At 69.9% G+C, this 18858-nt stretch carries 17 protein-coding genes; 14 read left to right on the plus strand and 3 right to left on the minus strand.

Translation table 11 applies throughout. From position 1 onward, the window contains the following. Positions 1-17 precede the first annotated feature (17 nt). A complete protein-coding gene (gene thrS / locus ACIRP2_RS26325; RefSeq protein ID WP_391740212.1) occupies positions 18-2003 on the plus strand; it encodes a threonine--tRNA ligase in 1986 nt (661 codons plus the stop codon). A 73-nt stretch (positions 2004-2076) separates the two neighbouring features. Here the strand turns inward: thrS and ACIRP2_RS26330 are convergent, their stop codons facing one another. Next, positions 2077-2754, minus strand: a complete 678-nt coding sequence (locus tag ACIRP2_RS26330; RefSeq protein WP_404254284.1) for a potassium channel family protein — start codon at positions 2752-2754, stop codon at positions 2077-2079. Positions 2755-2820: 66 nt separating this feature from the next. Here ACIRP2_RS26330 and ACIRP2_RS26335 point away from each other — a divergent pair, with 66 nt between their 5' ends. Then, on the plus strand, positions 2821-3381 hold the full coding sequence (locus tag ACIRP2_RS26335) for an HIT family protein (protein ID WP_404254286.1): 561 nt from the start codon (positions 2821-2823) through the stop codon (positions 3379-3381). A 56-nt stretch (positions 3382-3437) separates the two neighbouring features. Here the strand turns inward: ACIRP2_RS26335 and ACIRP2_RS26340 are convergent, their stop codons facing one another. Both ACIRP2_RS26340 and ACIRP2_RS26345 read right to left on the minus strand, forming a co-directional pair. Beyond that, positions 3438-5108, minus strand: a complete 1671-nt coding sequence (locus ACIRP2_RS26340) for a hypothetical protein (RefSeq protein WP_404254288.1) — start codon at positions 5106-5108, stop codon at positions 3438-3440. 147 nt (positions 5109-5255) lie between these two features. Continuing rightward, positions 5256-7481, minus strand: coding sequence for an elongation factor G-like protein EF-G2 (locus tag ACIRP2_RS26345; protein WP_404254290.1), 2226 nt, complete (start codon positions 7479-7481; stop codon positions 5256-5258). A gap of 265 nt (positions 7482-7746) precedes the next feature. Here ACIRP2_RS26345 and pgsA point away from each other — a divergent pair, with 265 nt between their 5' ends. From pgsA to secD, 12 genes are all read left to right on the plus strand, one after another. Beyond that, entirely contained in the window at positions 7747-8430 is a 684-nt protein-coding gene (gene pgsA, locus ACIRP2_RS26350) for a phosphatidylinositol phosphate synthase (RefSeq protein WP_361444379.1), read from the plus strand. Next, positions 8427-9362 (plus strand): phosphatidylinositol mannoside acyltransferase, encoded by a 936-nt coding sequence (locus ACIRP2_RS26355; protein WP_404254293.1) that lies wholly within the window; start codon positions 8427-8429, stop codon positions 9360-9362. The genes pgsA and ACIRP2_RS26355 overlap by 4 nt, the downstream gene beginning before the upstream one ends. Continuing rightward, entirely contained in the window at positions 9359-10567 is a 1209-nt protein-coding gene (locus ACIRP2_RS26360; RefSeq protein WP_404254295.1) for a glycosyltransferase family 4 protein, read from the plus strand. The genes ACIRP2_RS26355 and ACIRP2_RS26360 overlap by 4 nt, the downstream gene beginning before the upstream one ends. 261 nt (positions 10568-10828) lie before the next feature. After that, positions 10829-11326: a hypothetical protein gene (locus ACIRP2_RS26365; protein ID WP_404254456.1), complete on the plus strand. Its 498-nt coding sequence runs from the start codon at positions 10829-10831 to the stop codon at positions 11324-11326. A gap of 172 nt (positions 11327-11498) precedes the next feature. Next, a complete protein-coding gene (gene pdxS / locus ACIRP2_RS26370) occupies positions 11499-12419 on the plus strand; it encodes a pyridoxal 5'-phosphate synthase lyase subunit PdxS (protein WP_093898403.1) in 921 nt (306 codons plus the stop codon). 6 nt (positions 12420-12425) lie between these two features. Next, positions 12426-13019 carry a pyridoxal 5'-phosphate synthase glutaminase subunit PdxT gene (pdxT, locus tag ACIRP2_RS26375; protein WP_404254297.1) on the plus strand — a complete coding sequence of 198 codons (594 nt, stop codon included), beginning with the start codon at positions 12426-12428 and terminating at the stop codon, positions 13017-13019. A 61-nt stretch (positions 13020-13080) separates the two neighbouring features. Next, entirely contained in the window at positions 13081-13833 is a 753-nt protein-coding gene (locus ACIRP2_RS26380) for a YebC/PmpR family DNA-binding transcriptional regulator (RefSeq protein ID WP_404254299.1), read from the plus strand. A gap of 125 nt (positions 13834-13958) precedes the next feature. Further along, positions 13959-14534, plus strand: coding sequence for a crossover junction endodeoxyribonuclease RuvC (gene ruvC / locus ACIRP2_RS26385; protein WP_404254301.1), 576 nt, complete (start codon positions 13959-13961; stop codon positions 14532-14534). Continuing rightward, positions 14531-15157 (plus strand): Holliday junction branch migration protein RuvA, encoded by a 627-nt coding sequence (gene ruvA / locus ACIRP2_RS26390; RefSeq protein WP_404254303.1) that lies wholly within the window; start codon positions 14531-14533, stop codon positions 15155-15157. The genes ruvC and ruvA overlap by 4 nt, the downstream gene beginning before the upstream one ends. 84 nt (positions 15158-15241) lie before the next feature. Continuing rightward, positions 15242-16315 carry a Holliday junction branch migration DNA helicase RuvB gene (gene ruvB / locus ACIRP2_RS26395; RefSeq protein ID WP_404254305.1) on the plus strand — a complete coding sequence of 358 codons (1074 nt, stop codon included), beginning with the start codon at positions 15242-15244 and terminating at the stop codon, positions 16313-16315. A gap of 164 nt (positions 16316-16479) precedes the next feature. Further along, entirely contained in the window at positions 16480-16974 is a 495-nt protein-coding gene (yajC, locus tag ACIRP2_RS26400) for a preprotein translocase subunit YajC (protein WP_404254307.1), read from the plus strand. A 147-nt stretch (positions 16975-17121) separates the two neighbouring features. Next, positions 17122-18858 (plus strand): protein translocase subunit SecD, encoded by a 1737-nt coding sequence (secD, locus tag ACIRP2_RS26405; protein ID WP_404254309.1) that lies wholly within the window; start codon positions 17122-17124, stop codon positions 18856-18858.

Here is an 18858-nt window from a genome sequence, read left to right on the forward strand (position 1 = left end):
TGAGTCAGGAGAGACCGGTGTCAGACGTCCGTGTGATCATCCAACGCGATTCCGAGCGGGAAGAGCGCGTGGTGACGACGGGCACTACGGCTGCCGAGCTCTTCCCCGGCGAGCGCACCGTCGTCGCCGCCCGGGTCGCCGGCGAGCTGAAGGACCTCGCGTACGCCGTCGCCGACGGAGAGGTCGTCGAGCCTGTGGAGATCTCCTCCGAGGACGGCCTGAACATCCTCCGGCACTCCACCGCGCACGTCATGGCGCAGGCGGTGCAGGAGCTCTTCCCCGAGGCCAAGCTCGGCATCGGTCCGCCGGTCAAGGACGGCTTCTACTACGACTTCGACGTCGAGAAGCCGTTCACTCCCGAGGACCTCAAGGCCATCGAGAAGAAGATGCAGGAGATCCAGAAGCGGGGACAGAGGTTCTCCCGCCGGGTCGTGACGGACGAGGCCGCCCGCGAGGAGCTGGCCGACGAGCCGTACAAGCTGGAACTCATCGGCATCAAGGGCTCGGACTCCGTCGAGAACGCCGGCGACGGCGCGGACGTCGAGGTGGGCGGCGGCGAGCTGACCATCTACGACAACCTCGACCCGAAGAGCGGCGAGCTGTGCTGGAAGGACCTCTGCCGAGGTCCGCACCTGCCGACCACCCGGAACATCCCGGCGTTCAAGCTGATGCGGAACGCCGCGGCGTACTGGCGGGGCAGCGAGAAGAACCCCATGCTGCAGCGCATCTACGGCACCGCGTGGCCCACCAAGGACGAGCTCAAGGCGCACCTGGAGTTCCTGGAGGAGGCCGCCAAGCGCGACCACCGCAAGCTCGGCAACGAGCTGGACCTCTTCTCCTTCCCGGACGAGATCGGCCCCGGTCTCGCGGTCTTCCACCCCAAGGGCGGCATCATCCGCCGTGCCATGGAGGACTACTCGCGTCGGCGTCACGAGGAGGAGGGCTACGAGTTCGTCTACTCCCCGCACGCCACCAAGGGCAAGCTCTTCGAGAAGTCCGGTCACCTGGACTGGTACGCCGACGGCATGTACCCGCCCATGCAGCTCGACGACGGGGTGGACTACTACCTCAAACCGATGAACTGCCCGATGCACAACCTGATCTTCGACGCGCGCGGACGCTCGTACCGTGAACTTCCGCTGCGCCTCTTCGAGTTCGGCACGGTGTACCGCTACGAGAAGTCCGGCGTGGTGCACGGTCTCACCCGCTCGCGCGGCTTCACGCAGGACGACGCGCACATCTACTGCACCAGGGAGCAGATGGCGGAGGAGCTCGACCGGACGCTCACCTTCGTCCTGAACCTGCTCCGCGACTACGGTCTGACCGACTTCTACCTGGAGCTCTCCACGAAGGACCCGGAGAAGTTCGTCGGCTCGGACGAGGTGTGGGAGGAGGCGACCGAGACACTGCGCCAGGTCGCCGAGAAGCAGGGGCTGCCGCTGGTCCCGGACCCGGGCGGCGCCGCGTTCTACGGCCCGAAGATCTCGGTGCAGTGCAAGGACGCCATCGGCCGCACTTGGCAGATGTCGACCGTGCAGCTCGACTTCAACCTGCCGGAGCGCTTCGACCTGGAGTACACCGGCCCGGACGGCACCAAGCAGCGCCCGGTCATGATCCACCGTGCCCTGTTCGGTTCCATCGAGCGCTTCTTCGCGGTGCTCCTGGAGCACTACGCGGGTGCGTTCCCGGTCTGGCTGGCCCCGGTCCAGGCGGTCGGCATCCCGATCGGCGACGCGCACATCCCCTACCTCCAGGACTTCGCGGCCAAGGCTCGGAAGAAGGGGCTCCGGGTGGAGGTGGACGCCTCGTCCGACCGGATGCAGAAGAAGATCCGCAACCAGCAGAAGGCCAAGGTGCCCTTCATGATCATCGCGGGCGACGAGGACATGGCCAACGGCGCCGTCTCCTTCCGCTACCGCGACGGATCGCAGGAGAACGGCATCCCCGTCGAGGACGCCCTCGCCAAGATCCAGCAGGCCGTCGAGGACCGCGTCCAGGTCTGACGGCCGCCGAGCCCGGATCCGACCGGCGCGGAGCCCGGGCCCGACGGGAACGGGTTCAGAGGCCCCCGGAGAGCTACCCGCCCTCCGGGGGCCTCTTCTCGTCCTCCCGTCTGAACACGTGCAACAGCCACGACGAGAACGAACCGGTCACCGCGCCCAGCAGCCCCAGCCCGCAGGCCATCAGGCCCGCCGCGACGGTGCGGCCGCTCGGTGTGACCGGCACCGTGTCCCCGTACCCCACCGTCGTGAGCGTCTCGCACGCCCACCACACCGCGTCACCGAAGGTACGGATCGAGGCCCCCTCCGCCCGGTGTTCCTGGTGGTACACGGCGAGTGCGGCGGAGAGGCCGAGCAGCAGAGCGGACGCACTCGCGTATGCGATCACGCGGGCGTACAGGCTCAGCCTCGGCTGCTCCCTGCGGCGCTGGACCGCGGTGTAGACCCGGATCAGGCGCAGCGGCCGCAGCAGGGGGAGCAGCAGGACCAGCGTGTCCAGCCAGTGCACGCGGAGGAAGTGGTGGCCGAGCCGGCTGAGGCGCAGCCGTACGACGTAGTCCGCGGCGAAGAGCAGCCAGGTGGCGCAGACCAGGACGAGGGCGAGGCCCCGCCAGAGCTGCGCGTCGTGGGGAGCCAGTACGCGGACCGCGTATCCGAGCAGGAAGAGCAGCGAGGCGCCGAGGAGCGGCAATTCCGTGCGCTGCTCCCAGCGCCTGAAACGAAGTGGGGCGGATTCCGCGGGCTGGTCGCTCATCGCCTCAGCATTGCCGGGCCCCGACGGGTGCGGCCCCGGCGACACGCTGCGGGGGGCTGAAGCAATATGCTGATCGGCATGACGAGTGAGCCGGAGCAGCAGATCGGAGTGGGGACGCCCGACGCGTTCCAGCGCCTGTGGACGCCCCACCGGATGGCGTACATCCAGGGCGAGAACAAGCCGACCGGCCCGGAGGCCGGCGACGGCTGTCCGTTCTGTGCGATCCCGTCGAAATCGGACGAGGACGGGCTTGTCGTCGCGCGCGGCGAGAAGGTGTACGCCGTGCTCAACCTGTATCCGTACAACGGCGGGCATCTGATGGTGGTGCCGTACCGGCACGTCGCCGACTACACCGAGCTGGACGGTCCGGAGACCATGGAGCTGGCCGATTTCACCAAGCGGGCGATGGTGGCCCTGCGGGCGGCGTCGGGCGCGCACGGGTTCAACATCGGGCTGAACCAGGGGGCTTCCGCGGGAGCCGGTATCGCCGCGCACCTGCACCAGCACCTGGTGCCGCGGTGGGGCGGCGACACCAACTTCATGCCGGTCATCGGGCATACGAAGGTGCTGCCGCAGCTGCTCGCCGATACGCGCACGATGCTGGCCGACGCCTGGCCCACGGCCTGATCCGGACTGTCGTTCCCGCGTGGGCGCCCCGCTTGTGCCGGGGCGCCCACGTGCGTCTACGCGTCGTACAGGTCGGCCTTGCGCGGGGTCGGGTCCTGCACGGCTCCGCTCAGAATCATCGAGCGGTTGTCGAAGCGTTCGGTGTCGACGCCGTTCTCCTCCAGGACGCGCAGGGCCGCGGTGTGCACGGCGCGCAGGACGGGAGTGGCGGCGCGCATCGCGTCATCGGCCATGAAGCGGTGGCGCCACGGCTTCTCGGCCCAGGCGTGGCGCAGACCGAACGGCTCGGGCAGGGCGATCTTGCCGCCCAGGTAGTCGAGGAGCGGCGGGTACCAGGTGAACGGGGCGCGCAGGGCCAGGCGGACGACCTCGCGGGGTTCGACCAGTGCGAGGGTGATGTCGCGGGTCTCCCAGAACCGGACGGTCTTGTTGACCGTCTTCGTCTTCGCCGAGGGCTTGCTGGTGAAGAGCGAGTGCACCGGTCCGAGCGCGTGCCCGGTGACCTCGATGCGCAGGGTTTCGTAGAGCACGGTGACCGTGATCATCATGGTGATGACCAACTGACCGTCCCAGAGGGTGAACTGAACGCCCAGGTAGTGCCGGTCACCACCGCCGAACTGCTGGTGGTTGCAGATCCGCTGTATCTCGTGCGGCTTGACCTGGAAGGTGGCGACGTCCTCGCCGTCGGGGCGGGAGATCGAGTCGGCGTTCTCCCCGACGGGTGACACGATCCAGTGGGTGACCGACGGAGTGGGGAATCCTCCGGTGTTCAGAGGCCCCCGCTCCAGCACCTTGAGCTGGTCGTGGATGGCCCGTATCAGGTCCCAGCTGCGGAACTGGTGGAACTCCTTGCCGGGCTCCTTGGAGACGAGCTCCTCGGCGAGCTGCCAGCTGCCCCAGCGGGTGCCCATGCCGAGGATTCCCTTGGGCCCCGCGTAGAAGACCGAGTTGGACTGCTGCTCGGCGGAGAGCTTCTCCAGGCCCTGGCGCAGTGCCTCGCGGGCGGTCTCGTTCGGGTTCTTGGGGACGGCCTCGGGGATCTTGGCGATGACGCCGCCGCCGGAGAGCAGCCCTTCCCAGCGGGCACGCATGTCCTTGGCAGAGGACTCGGCGATCCGCTTGGCGAGGAGCCAGCCGACGACGGGGGCGACGATCATCGCCCGTGCGTAGATCGCCAGGAACCCGGTGAGCGGCAGCTTGATCAGGAAGACCAGGGCAACGATGCCGACGACCGGGAGCAGGGCGTTGCCCAGGGCGGCGAGGGCCTTGTCCTTGGTGCCGCTGAGCCCGTCGCGCAGCCGGAAGGTGATGACCCACAGGAGCATTCCGGGCAGGAAGAGAAAGCCGAACAGGGCGGTGACGGCCGTCAGTTTGGTATCGCGTGCCCTGCGGAGACGGGTCGCGGACAGACAGTGCTCGACCACCGACTGCGGGTCGGTCCCGAAGGACTGGACGAGAGCCTTCCGGGCGCCTCCCAGCATCCGCTCCTGGACGGCACGGGAGAACGCCTCACCGAGATTGGGCTTGAAGTAGTCGGACTTCAGGAATGTGGAACGGCCCGCTTTCACTTCGGACTTGTGCCACTCGCTGTTGGCGTCAAGGATCTGCTCCACCGGGCTGTCGCGGTACGCGGCCGAGGCGAGCGCGTTCGTCGCCACCGCCTGTCCGCCCGAGCCCTGGATCGGGATCTGCGCTCCCGGAGAGAAATCGAATCCGTCGTTGGCCACTGTCGCCCCCACTCGCCGCCGAGCATCTGCTCCTGCGGCTGTTTCCCAACTGCCGTGCCCGGCACACCTTCTGAGCTGGGACCACAGCGTATCGTCCGGATCAATGCGCCGCCCGCCCTTGTGGACAAGGGCGGGCGGCACAGTCGATTATGCGTCGTTCGGGTTGTTCTGCTGCTGTTCGCGGATGCGCTCCGCGAGCTGTGGAGGCATGGCTTCATGCCGGGCGTACGTCCGGTCGAACCGGCCGGCGCCATGGGACAGGGAGCGCAGGTCGATCGCGTAGCGGCCGATCTCCAGTTCGGGTACCTCGGCCCGCACGAGGGTGCGTCCGGCACCGGACTGCTCGGTCCCGATCACCCTGCCGCGCCTCCCCGACAGATCGCTCATCACCGGCCCCACGTAGTCGTCGGGGACCAGGACCTGGACCTCGGCGACGGGTTCGAGGAGCTGGATGCGGGTGTCCGCGGCCGCTTCGCGCAGGGCCAGCGCGCCCGCCGTCTGGAACGCGGCGTCGGAGGAATCCACCGAGTGGGACTTTCCGTCCCGCAGGGTGACGCGTACGTCGACGAGCGGGTGTCCCGCCGCCACTCCGCGGGCGGCCTGGGCGCGCACGCCCTTCTCGACGGAGGGGATGAACTGGCGCGGCACCGCTCCGCCGACCACCTTGTCGACGAATTCGATGCCCGAGCCCGGTGGCAGCGGTTCCACGTCGATCTCGCAGATGGCGTACTGACCGTGGCCGCCGGACTGTTTCACATGCCGACCGCGCCCGGTCGACGGGGCCGCGAAGGTTTCGCGGAGCGACACCTTGTGGGGTACGGCGTCGACCTGGACGCCGTAGTGGCTGCGCAGCCGGTCCAGGGCCACGTCCTGATGGGCCTCGCCGAGACACCACAGAACCACCTGGTGGGTGTCCTGGTTCTGTTCGAGGCGCATGGTCGGGTCCTCGGTGACGAGCCGCGAGAGTCCCTGGGAGAGCTTGTCCTCGTCGGCCTTGCTGTGTGCCTCGATGGCGAGCGGCAACAGCGGGTCGGGCGTCGTCCAGGGGTCCATCAGCAGCGGCCCGTCCTTGGCGGAGAGGGTGTCCCCGGTCTCGGCGTCGCCCAGTTTGGCGACGCAGGCCAGATCTCCGGCGATGCATGCCGTGAGGGGGCGCTGCTGTTTGCCGAAGGGCGAGGAGAGCGCGCCGACGCGGACCTCCGCCTCGTGGAAGGGCCGGGGCTCGTGGCCGGGAGCGGTGAGGCCGTGCCCGAAGACGTGGACGGTTTCGTCGGGACGCAGGGTGCCGGAGAAGACACGGACGAGGGAGACCCGGCCGACGTACGGGTCGGAGGCGGTCTTGACGACCTCGGCGACCAGCGGCCCGTGCGGGTCGCAGGTCAGGACGGGCCGAGGGGCCCCGTGCAGGGGGGTGACCTCGGGCAGTGGGCGCTCCAGCGGGGTGGGGAAGCCGCCGGTGATCAGGTCCAGCAGTTCGACCGTGCCGATGCCCTGGCGGGCGCCCTCGGCGGCGGGGGCCGCGGTGAGCACGGGGTGGAAGGCGCCGCGGGCGACGGCGCGTTCCAGATCGTCGAGGAGTGTCGCGATGTCGATCTGCTCCCCGTCGAGGTAGCGGTCCATCAGGGTCTCGTCCTCGCTCTCCGCGATGATTCCCTCGATGAGCCGGTTGCGGGCCTCCTGGAGCCGGGGCTGCTGGGCGTCGGCGGGCGGATCCTCCCGTCGCCCGCCCGAGGAGTAGTCGAAGATCCGCTGGGTGAGCAGTCCGGTGAGCCCGGTGAGCGGCGCGTGCCCGTCGGGGCCCTCGGGGCCGAGGACGGGCAGATGGAGCGGGAGCACGGCGTCGGGGTCGTCGCCGCCGAAGATCTCCCCGCAGACCCGGGTCATCTCGTCGAACGAGGTGCGGGCCGTGTCGAGGTGGGTGACGACGATCGCCCGGGGCATGCCCACGGCGGCGCACTCCTCCCACACGGCGCGGGTGGTGCCCGCCACGGCGTCGGCCTCCTGCGCGGCGGACACGACGAACAGGGCCGCGTCCGCCGCCCGCAGACCGGCCCTGAGTTCCCCGACGAAATCGGCGTATCCAGGAGTGTCCAGCAGATTGATCTTGTACCCGCCCCATTCGACGGGCACCACGGAGAGCTGTACGGAACGCTGCTGGCGATGCTCGATCTCGTCGTAGTCGGAGACCGTGGCGCCGTCCTCGACGCGGCCGGCCCGGTTGACCGCCCCCGCGGTCAGCGCGAGGGCCTCGACGAGGGTGGTCTTTCCGGAGCCGCTGTGGCCGACCAGCACCACATTCCGTACGGATGAGGGCCGGTCGGCCGTCGCTGCCCTGCCGGCGGCCCCGGTGTGTGCGTGTGTCCTGTCGCCCATGATGCGTGCCTCCCAGTGAGTGGCGCGGAGCGGGAAGAAGAACCGGCGCGGTGGGGGAGAAGGAGCTCGGGCACGTCGAGCCGCCGCGGCGGCTGCGGCGACGCCCGCGGTAATTCGAGCTTTCCACTCAGGCCGGATTGCGTCCATACGTCGCGCCCCGCCGCGCGAGGCCGGGTGCCCGGACGGTGGAGTCCGGCGCGCGTGACTACGATGGGCCAGCCGGTGGCCGAAGGGGCCGCTCGGCCCACCGAACCTCGGGAAGGCCATGCTGAACAAGTACGCGCGTGCATTTTTCACGCGTGTCCTCACACCGTTCGCCGCACTGTTGCTCCGTCTCGGCGTGAGCCCCGACGCGGTCACTCTGATCGGTACGGCCGGGGTGATGGCAGGTGCGCTGGTCTTCTTCCCGATGGGGGAGTTCTTCTGGGGCACGATCGTCATCACGATCTTCGTGTTCTCCGACCTCGTCGACGGCAACATGGCCCGGCAGGCCGGCATCTCCAGCCGCTGGGGCGCGTTCCTGGACTCGACCCTGGACCGGGTCGCCGACGGCGCGATCTTCGGCGGGTTCGCGCTCTGGTACGCGGGCAAGGGCGACGACAACGTGCTGTGCGCGGTCGCGATCTTCTGCCTGGCGAGCGGCCAGGTGGTCTCGTACACGAAGGCGCGCGGCGAGTCGATCGGGCTGCCGGTCGCGGTCAACGGGCTCGTGGAGCGCGCCGAGCGGCTGGTGATCTCGCTGGTCGCCGCCGGATTCGCCGGTCTGCACAAGTTCGGCGTCCCGGGGATCCAGATCCTGCTGCCGATCGCGCTGTGGATCGTCGCCGCGGGCAGTCTGGTGACGCTGGTGCAGCGGGTCGTGACCGTACGCCGCGAGTCCGCGGAGGCGGATGCGGCCGATGCGGCCAAGGCCGCAGCCGCGGACCGGGGGAGCGGGGCCGCGCAGTGAGCAGCGCACCGGGCGAGGCGCGGACCGGCCTGCGGGACCGGCTGACCGACGGGCTGTACGGGCTCGGCTGGGCCGCCGTGAAGAAGCTCCCCGAACCGGCCGCCCGCGCACTCTTCCGCACCATCGCCGACCAGGCGTGGAAGCGCAGGGGGAAGGGCGTGCTGCGGCTGGAGTCGAATCTGGCGCGGGTCGTGCCCGGGGCGTCCCCGGCCCGGCTCGCCGCGCTCTCCAAGGCCGGGATGCGCTCGTACATGCGCTACTGGATGGAGTCGTTCCGGCTGCCCACCTGGAGTCCGGAACGGATCAAGGCGTCGATACACGTGACGGACGCGTACCGGCTGACCGACGGGCTGGACGCGGGCCGCGGCGTCATCCTCGCCCTTCCGCACCTGGGGAACTGGGACCTCGCGGGAGCGTGGGTCACCACCGATCTCAAGGTGCCCTTCACCACGGTCGCGGAGCGGCTCAAGCCCGAGACGCTGTACGACCGGTTCGTGGCCTACCGCGAGGGCCTCGGCATGGAGGTCCTGCCGCACAGCGGCGGCTCGGCCTTCGGCACCCTGGCGCGGCGGCTGCGTGCCGGCGGCCTGGTCTGTCTGGTCGCCGACCGCGATCTGTCGGCGTCCGGCGTCGAGGTGACGTTCTTCGGCGACGCCGCGCGGATGCCCGCGGGACCGGCGCTGCTGGCCCAGCAGACCGGGGCCCTGCTCCTGCCGGTCACACTGGGTTATGACGACACTCCTGTGATGAAGGCGCGCATCCATCCGCCGGTCGAGGTGCCGGAGTCAGGCAGTCGTACGGAGATGACGTCCTTGATGACACAGGCGCTGGCCGATGCCTTCGCCGTCGGGATCGCCGAGCATCCGGAGGACTGGCACATGCTGCAGCGGCTCTGGTCGGCCGACCTGGAGAACCGGGAGGACCGGCCTTGAAGATCGGCATCGTGTGCCCGTACTCCTGGGACGTCCCGGGCGGCGTGCAGTTCCACATCCGGGACCTGGCCGAACACCTGATCCGGCTGGGACATCAGGTGTCGGTGCTGGCACCCGCCGACGACGAGACGCCGCTGCCGCCCTATGTGGTCTCGGCCGGCCGGGCCGTGCCCGTCCCGTACAACGGCTCCGTGGCCCGGCTGAACTTCGGCTTCCTCTCGGCCGCCCGGGTGCGTCGCTGGCTGCACGACGGCACCTTCGACGTGATCCACATCCACGAACCGACCTCTCCGTCGCTGGGCCTGCTCGCCTGCTGGGCCGCGCAGGGGCCGATCGTCGCCACCTTCCACACGTCCAACCCGCGCTCCCGGGCGATGATCGCCGCGTACCCGATCCTGCAGCCCGCGCTGGAGAAGATCAGTGCGCGGATCGCGGTGAGCGAGTACGCGCGCCGGACCCTGGTCGAGCACCTGGGCGGCGACGCGGTCGTCATCCCGAACGGGGTCGACGTCGACTTCTTCGCCACGGCCGAACCCAAGGCCGAGTGGCAGTCGGAGGGGGCGCGAGGCCCGGTCGAGGGTGGTGGTGGGAGCCGGGAGGGCGGCACGATCGGCTTCATCGGGCGCATCGACGAGCCCCGCAAGGGTCTGCCCGTCCTGATGAGGGCGCTGCCCGCGATCCTCACCGCACGCCCGGACACCCGGCTGCTGGTGGCGGGCCGCGGCGACGAGGAGGAGGCCGTCGCCTCGCTGCCCGAGGAGATGCGGGGACGCGTCGAATTCCTCGGCATGGTGAGTGACGAGGACAAGGCGCGGCTGCTGCGCAGCGTCGATGTGTACGTCGCGCCCAACACGGGCGGCGAGAGCTTCGGCATCATCCTGGTCGAGGCGATGTCGGCCGGCGCGCCGGTCCTCGCGAGCGATCTGGACGCGTTCGCGCAGGTCCTGGACCTGGGCTCGGCGGGCGAACTCTTCGCCAACGAGGATGCCGACGCGCTGGCGGCGGCGGCGATCCGGCTGCTCGGCGATCCGGAGCGTCGTGCCGAACTGCGTGAGCGGGGCGCGGCGCACGTGCGCCGCTTCGACTGGTCGACGGTCGGCGCGGACATCCTCGCCGTGTACGAGACGGTGACGGACGGAGCGGCATCGGTGGCGGCCGACGAGCGCACGGGTCTGCGGGCACGCTTCGGACTGGCGCGCGACTGAGGACTCTCGCGTCCGGTTCACGCCCGGCTCGCGGGGCCGATCCGGCCCGATCCGGACGAAACACCCGAGGGCTCTCGTCCGGATCACGCCGGACCGGCGTGGACCGGAGCCGCGGGGCCGGGGTGTCCGACGGCGACGCCCGTCCGTGCCGCATCCGCCGCCGTCGGCGGGACGGTCACGCGACCCCCCGGGCCGACGGTAGCCTTGCCGCCCGTGATCGAAACCCTCATCTGGATCGTCGTCGCGGTGGTCGCGATCGGTATGTACCTCAGCTGGACCGCCGGACGGCTGGACCGGCTGCACACCCGCATCGACGCCGCCCGTGCCGCACTCGACGCCCAACTCCTGCGCCGCGCCTCGGTCACCCAGGAACTGGCCACCTCGGGTGTCCTCGACCCGGCCGCGTCGATCGTGCTCTACGAGGCGGCGCACGCCGCCCGGCAGGCGGAGGAGGAGCACCGCGAGGTCGCGGAGAGCGAGTTGAGCGCCGCGCTGCGGGCAGTCTTCGGCGAGCCGGCCCAGGTGGAGACCGTGAAGGAGATCCCCGGTGGTGAGGAGGCGGCCTTTGAACTCGCCGCCGCCGTGCGCCGGGTCCCGATGGCCCGGCGGTTCCACAACGACGCGGTGCGGGCGGCACGCGCGCTGCGGCGGCACCGCACGGTGCGGTGGTTCCGGCTCGCCGGGCACGCGCCCTTCCCGCTCGCCTTCGAGATGGACGACGAACCGCCGGTCGCCCTGGCGGACCGTCCCGTCAGCTGACCCGACGGCCCGCCCCCCTCGTACGTGACCGGGCTCACAAGCCCTCCCGTACACGTTCAAAACGATCCACCGGCCTTCCATTGGCCCTTGCTGTGGACTGGTTGCGGAGAGTTTGCTCAGCACTGCACCAATCAGCGCTTTCAGCGACTTTTTCTCCGAGTGAGGTCGATCCGTGTCCACGCTTCCCACCACCCCGCAGTCCGCCGACTCCCCGGCCACCGGCACCGCCCGCGTCAAGCGCGGCATGGCCGAGCAGCTCAAGGGCGGCGTGATCATGGACGTCGTCAATGCCGAGCAGGCGAAGATCGCCGAGGACGCGGGCGCAGTGGCCGTCATGGCCCTGGAGCGGGTGCCGGCCGACATCCGCAAGGACGGCGGCGTGGCCCGGATGTCCGACCCGAACATGATCGAGGAGATCATCGAGGCCGTCTCCATCCCCGTGATGGCCAAGTCCCGCATCGGACACTTCGTCGAGGCCCAGGTCCTGCAGTCCCTCGGCGTCGACTACATCGACGAGTCCGAGGTGCTCACCCCGGCCGACGAGGTCAACCACAGCGACAAGTTCGCGTTCACCACCCCGTTCGTCTGCGGCGCCACCAACCTCGGCGAGGCCCTGCGCCGTATCGCCGAGGGCGCGGCCATGATCCGCTCGAAGGGTGAGGCCGGCACCGGGAACGTCGTCGAGGCCGTCCGTCACCTGCGCCAGATCAAGAACGAGATCGCCCGGCTGCGCGGCTACGACAACAACGAGCTGTACGCCGCCGCCAAGGAGCTCCGCGCCCCGTACGAGCTGGTCAAGGAGGTCGCCGAGCTCGGCAAGCTGCCGGTCGTGCTGTTCTCCGCGGGCGGCGTCGCCACTCCCGCCGACGCTGCGCTGATGCGCCAGCTCGGCGCCGAGGGCGTCTTCGTCGGATCCGGCATCTTCAAGTCCGGCGACCCGGCCAAGCGCGCCGCCGCCATCGTCAAGGCCACCACCTTCTACGACGACCCGAAGATCATCGCGGACGCCTCCCGGAACCTGGGCGAGGCCATGGTCGGCATCAACTGCGACACGCTGCCCGAGGCCGAGCGCTACGCCAACCGTGGCTGGTAAGCACTGATGAGCGACACCCCTGTGATCGGAGTCCTGGCACTCCAGGGCGACGTACGGGAACACCTGATCGCCCTGGCCTCGGCGGATGCCCTGGCCAGGCCGATCCGGCGTCCCGAGGAGCTCGCCGAGGTCGACGGCCTGGTCATTCCCGGTGGCGAGTCCACCACGATGTCCAAACTGGCGTCCCTGTTCGGCATGCTGGAACCGCTGCGCGAGCGGGTACGGAACGGAATGCCGGTCTACGGCACCTGTGCCGGAATGATTCTGCTCGCCGACAAGATCCTCGACCCGCGCTCCGGCCAGGAGACGGTCGGCGGGATCGACATGATCGTGCGCCGAAACGCCTTCGGACGGCAGAACGAATCCTTCGAGGCGGCCGTGGAGGTCGTCGGCATCGAGGGCGGCGCGGTCGAGGGCGTGTTCATCCGCGCCCCCTGGGTGGAATCGGTCGGCGCGCGGGCCGAGGTCGTCGCGGAGCACGGCGGTCACATCGTCGCCGTACGTCAGGGGAACGCCCTGGCGACATCCTTCCATCCCGAACTGACGGGGGACCACCGGGTTCACGCCTTGTTCGTGGACATGGTGCGCGCAGTCGGCTGACTCGATCCCGGTAGGATCTCTCGGGTTCGAATCGATTTTGGTGACGCGAAGGAGAAGGCAGATGTCCGGCCACTCTAAATGGGCTACGACGAAGCACAAGAAGGCCGTGATCGATGCCAAGCGCGGCAAACTCTTCGCGAAGCTGATCAAGAACATCGAGGTCGCGGCGCGCACCGGCGGTGTGGACCCCGATGGAAATCCGACCCTTGTGGACGCGATCCAGAAGGCCAAGAAGAGCTCCGTTCCGAACAAGAACATCGACTCCGCGGTCAAGCGCGGCGGTGGTCTCGAAGCGGGCGGCGTCGACTACCAGACGATCATGTACGAGGGTTACGGCCCGAACGGTGTCGCGGTGCTCATCGAGTGCCTCACCGACAACCGCAACCGTGCCGCGTCCGACGTGCGTGTCGCCATGACCCGCAACGGCGGTTCGATGGCCGACCCGGGTTCGGTCTCGTACCTCTTCAACCGCAAGGGCGTCGTGATCGTCCCCAAGGGCGAGCTGACCGAGGACGACGTCCTGGGCGCCGTGCTCGACGCGGGCGCCGAGGAGGTCAACGACCTCGGTGAGAGCTACGAGGTCGTCAGCGAGGCCACCGACATGGTCGCGGTCCGCACCGCGCTCCAGCAGGCCGGCATCGACTACGACTCCGCCGAGGCCAACTTCCTGCCCACCATGCAGGTCGAGCTGGACGAGGAAGGTGCGCGCAAGATCTTCAAGCTGATCGACGCGCTGGAGGACAGCGACGACGTCCAGAACGTCTTCGCCAACTTCGACGTCTCGGACGAGGTCATGGAGAAGGTCGAGGCCTGAGCCACGCTCGGCACAGCCTTCACCGACGGGCCGACGGGGACACACCCCGTCGGCCCGTCGCATTGTCAGTGCGAGCCGATAGCCTGCGGGAACAGTTGACCGATCGGTACGGAGGGGGGGCGTCCATGCGGGTACTCGGTGTCGACCCGGGGCTGACCCGGTGCGGTGTCGGTGTCGTCGAGGGCGTGGCCGGCCGGCCCCTGACGATGCTCGGCGTAGGTGTCGTCCGTACCCCGGCCGACGCGGAACTCGGCCACCGACTGGTCGCCATCGAACGCGGCATCGAGGAGTGGCTCGACGAGCACCGGCCCGAGTTCGTCGCCGTGGAGCGGGTGTTCAGCCAGCACAACGTCCGTACGGTGATGGGCACCGCCCAGGCCAGCGCGGTCGCCATGCTCTGCGCGTCCCGTCGAGGCATACCGGTCGCCCTGCACACCCCCAGCGAGGTCAAGGCGGCCGTCACCGGCAGCGGTCGTGCGGACAAGGCGCAGGTCGGCGCGATGGTCACCCGGTTGCTGAGGCTCGACGCCCCGCCGAAACCCGCCGACGCGGCCGACGCCCTCGCGCTCGCCATCTGCCACATCTGGCGAGCCCCCGCCGTCAACCGCCTCCAGCAGGCGCACGCGGCAGCGGCCGCCACGGCCCGCACCCCGCGCGTTCCCCGTACACCCGCAGTTCCCGTCCGGAAGGTCCCCCGATGATCGCCTTCGTCAGCGGCCCAGTCGCCGCACTCGCCCCGACCACGGCCGTGATCGAGGTCGGCGGCATCGGCATGGCCGTCCAGTGCACGCCGGACACCCTCGCCGGCCTCAGGATCGGTAAGGAGGCCAGGCTGGCCACCTCCCTCGTCGTGCGGGAGGACTCGCTGACGCTGTACGGCTTCGCCGACGACGACGAGCGGCAGGTCTTCGAACTGCTCCAGACCGCCAGCGGGGTCGGCCCCCGGCTCGCCCAGGCCATGCTCGCCACCCACAGCCCGGACGCCCTGCGGATCGCGGTCGCCACCGGCGACGAGAAGGCGTTGACCGCCGTTTCCGGCATCGGCAAGAAGGGGGCGCAGAAGCTCCTCCTCGAACTGAAGGACAGACTCGGCGAGCCCGTCGGCGCCCACATCGGCCAGCAGGGGATCGGCACCCCGGTCACCGCCTCCTGGCGCGATCAGTTGCAGGCCGCCCTGATCGGCCTCGGCTACGCCACCCGTGAGGCCGACGAAGCGGTCGCCGCCGTCGCTCCGCAGGCCGAGGCGGCGCTGGCCGAGAGCGGGCAGGCGCCCGTGCCGCAACTGCTGCGCGCCGCGCTGCAGACCCTCAACCGCGCGCGCTGACCCGAGCGCGCCAGATCCGGGGTACACCCCGACGCCGGGCCGGGCACCGCGCGGCACCGAAACACCCGAGGCGGGACAGACTGAATGAACTGGGACGAGACCGGACCCGACACCGACGAGCGATTCGACGAGCGCCTCGTCGCCGCCGGCGCGGACGGCGAGGACACCGCGGTCGAAGCGGCACTTCGGCCGAAGGACCTCGACGAATTCGTCGGCCAGGAGAAGGTGCGCGAACAGCTCGACCTGGTCCTCAAGGCGGCCAGGGCCCGCGGCGCCACCGCCGACCACGTCCTGCTCTCCGGCGCGCCCGGCCTCGGCAAGACCACCCTGTCCATGATCATCGCGGCCGAGATGGGTGCGCCGATCCGGATCACCTCGGGCCCCGCGATCCAGCACGCGGGTGATCTCGCCGCGATTCTCTCCTCGCTCCAGGAGGGTGAAGTCCTCTTCCTCGACGAGATCCACCGCATGTCGCGGCCGGCCGAGGAGATGCTCTACATGGCGATGGAGGACTTCAGGGTCGACGTCATCGTGGGCAAGGGCCCCGGAGCCACCGCCATTCCGCTGGAACTGCCCCCCTTCACCCTGGTCGGCGCCACCACCAGGGCCGGACTGCTGCCGCCCCCGCTGCGCGACCGGTTCGGCTTCACCGGGCACATGGAGTTCTACGCACCCGCCGAACTGGAACGCGTCATCCACCGCTCCGCGCGCCTGCTCGACGTGGCGATAGACACGGACGGAGCAGCCGAGATCGCCGGGCGGTCCCGCGGCACGCCCCGTATCGCCAACCGGCTGCTGCGCCGCGTCCGCGACTACGCCCAGGTCAAGGCCGACGGACGGATCGACCGCGCCGTCGCCGCCGCGGCGCTCGGGGTGTACGAGGTGGACGCCCGCGGCCTCGACCGGCTGGACCGCGCGGTGCTCGGCGCCCTGCTCAAGCTCTTCGGCGGTGGTCCCGTAGGGTTGTCCACCCTCGCGGTCGCCGTGGGCGAGGAGCGCGAGACCGTCGAGGAGGTCGCGGAGCCGTTCCTGGTACGCGAAGGACTGCTGGCCAGGACGCCGCGCGGGCGTGTCGCGACACCCGCGGCCTGGGCCCACCTCGGTCTCGTGCCTCCGCAGCACGGCGGAAAGGGACAACAGGGCCTGTTCGGGGCGTGATGCGTCACAGGTTCACCCGGACAGGAACCACCGGGCGCCGTCGGGCGTTGTTCCATCGATGCGGACTCGCTTAGACTCCGCCGATGCCGCCCTTACAGGTCGGTGTACCCACCCCCGTAGATCAGGCCGCCTTCCAGCGCGGTCGTGCGAAGGAAACTCGTCCCGTGAATCCCGTGACTCTCCTCCCCTTCATCGTGCTCATCGGGGCCATGTTCCTGATGACGCGGTCCGCCAAGAAGAAGCAGGCGGCCGCTGCCCAGATGCGCAATGAGATGCAGCCCGGCACCGGCGTCCGGACGATCGGGGGCATGTACGCCACCGTCAAGGAGCTTCACGACGACACGGTCCTCCTTGAGATCGCGCCCGGCGTCCACGCCATTTACGCCAAGAACGCGATCGGTGCCGTCCTCGACGATGCCGAGTACAACCGCATCGTCCACGGCGACGGCGAGGACGACCTCGACCTCGATGGCACCGTCGTGCCGGACGACGCCTCGTCGCTGACCGAGGCGGGCGACGACGAGGACACCTCGGACGACGCCAAGATCGACCTGGGCAAGAAGGCCGAGGCCGACGACGCCGAGCCGACGGACGCCGGGTCCGACAAGTCCGACAAGAAGTCCGAGGGCAAGACCGACGGCGAGGCCGACGCGAAGTAATTCACGACCCGGGGAGTGTCGTGAGCCCATCGGCGCGCGGCACTCCCCGGATCGTGCGATCTTCTGCGGGGGCGGGTCCCCACTACACTTCGTGGCCGCTTGGGCGCGTACCCGGCGCGGGGCGGTTGGACAGGGAGAAACGAGAAGGTGGCAGCACCGAAGAAGAGCCGAGGGCCGGCCGGCGGTCAGGGCAGGCCGGGGCGTTCCCTGGCTCTGATCCTGATCGCCATGGTCGCGCTCACCGGCGGGATGTTCTTGTCCGGTCACACCACGCCCCGGCTTGGTATCGACTTGGCGGGCGGCACATCCATCACGCTCAAGGCGCAGAGCCAGCCCGGTAAGCCGAACGCGATCAACCAGACCAACATGGACACCGCGGTCGGCATCATCGAACGCCGTGTCAATGGTCTGGGTGTCTCCGAGGCCGAGGTCCAGACCCAGGGCCGGGACAACATCGTCGTCAACATCCCCAAGGGGACGAACTCGCAGCAGGCCCGGGATCAGGTCGGTACGACCGCCCAGCTCTACTTCCGGCCGGTGCTGACCGTCGCCGCGGGGACGCCGACGTCCGAGAGCTCCGCCAGCCCCTCGCCCTCCGGTTCGCCGAAGCCGGGCGAGTCCGCCGGCGCCGGCGGGAAGACGTCCGGCTCCACGGCCACACCCTCGGCCACTGCCACCACCCAGGGCCGCGCGGTCACCGGCGGCCTGATGAAGGACACGACGCCCAGCCCCAACGCGTCCGGCACGCCGAAGGCGACCACGACGCCCCCGGCCCCCGACCCGGCCACCGCGGCGCTGGAGAAGAAGTTCAGCGCTCTGGACTGCTCCACGAGGGCCGGTCGGGCCTCGGCAGGCGCGAATGTGAAGCCCACCGAGCCCACCGTCGCGTGCAGCTCGGAGGGTGACGCCAAGTACATCCTCGGCCCGGCCGAGGTCTCCGGCACGGACGTGGACAGCGCCAAGGGCGCCATCAACCAGCAGAACGGTCAGTGGATCGTTCAGATGGAGTTCACCAAGGGCGGCGCCAAGAAGTTCCAGAAGATCACGGGCCGGCTCGCGCAGCAGCAGTCGCCGCAGAACCAGTTCGCCATCGTGCTCGACGGCGAGGTCGTCTCGGCTCCCTACGTGCGCACGGCCCTGAGCGCGAACGCCGAGATCTCCGGCAGCTTCGACCAGCAGTCCGCCGAGGACCTTGCCAACGTGCTCTCCTACGGTGCTCTGCCGCTCAGCTTCAAGGAGCAGACGGTCACCACCGTCACGGCCGCCCTCGGCGGTGAGCAGCTGCGCGCGGGTCTGATCGCCGGTGCCATCGGACTGGCCCTGGTCGTCATCTACCTGGTGAGCTACTACCGCGGCCTGGCGTTCATCGCCCTTCTGAGCCTCCTGGCCTCGGGCATCCTGAGCTACACCCTCATGGCGCTGCTCGGCCCGGCCATCGGCTTCGCGCTGAACCTCCCGGCGGTCTGCGGTGCCATCGTGGCCATCGGTATCACCGCGGACTCCTTCATCGTGTACTTCGAGAGGATCCGCGACGAGATCCGCGAGGGCCGCACCCTGCGTCCCGCCGTCGAGCGGGCGTGGCCGCGCGCCCGGCGTACCATCCTGGTCTCCGACTTCGTGTCGTTCCTCGCCGCGGCGGTCCTCTTCGTCGTCACCGTCGGCAAGGTCCAGGGCTTCGCCTTCACGCTGGGGCTCACCACCGTGCTCGACGTGGTCGTGGTGTTCCTCTTCACCAAGCCGGTCATGACGATGATGGCCCGCACGAAGTTCTTCGCCGGCGGTCACCCGTGGTCCGGTCTGGACCCGAAGCGGCTCGGCGCCAAGCCACCACTGCGCCGCTCGCGCCGTGTCAACGCCCCCACCGACCACCCGAAGGAGGCGTGA

Source organism: Streptomyces sp. NPDC101194 (assembly GCF_044767885.1).
Lineage (GTDB): Bacteria > Actinomycetota > Actinomycetes > Streptomycetales > Streptomycetaceae > Streptomyces.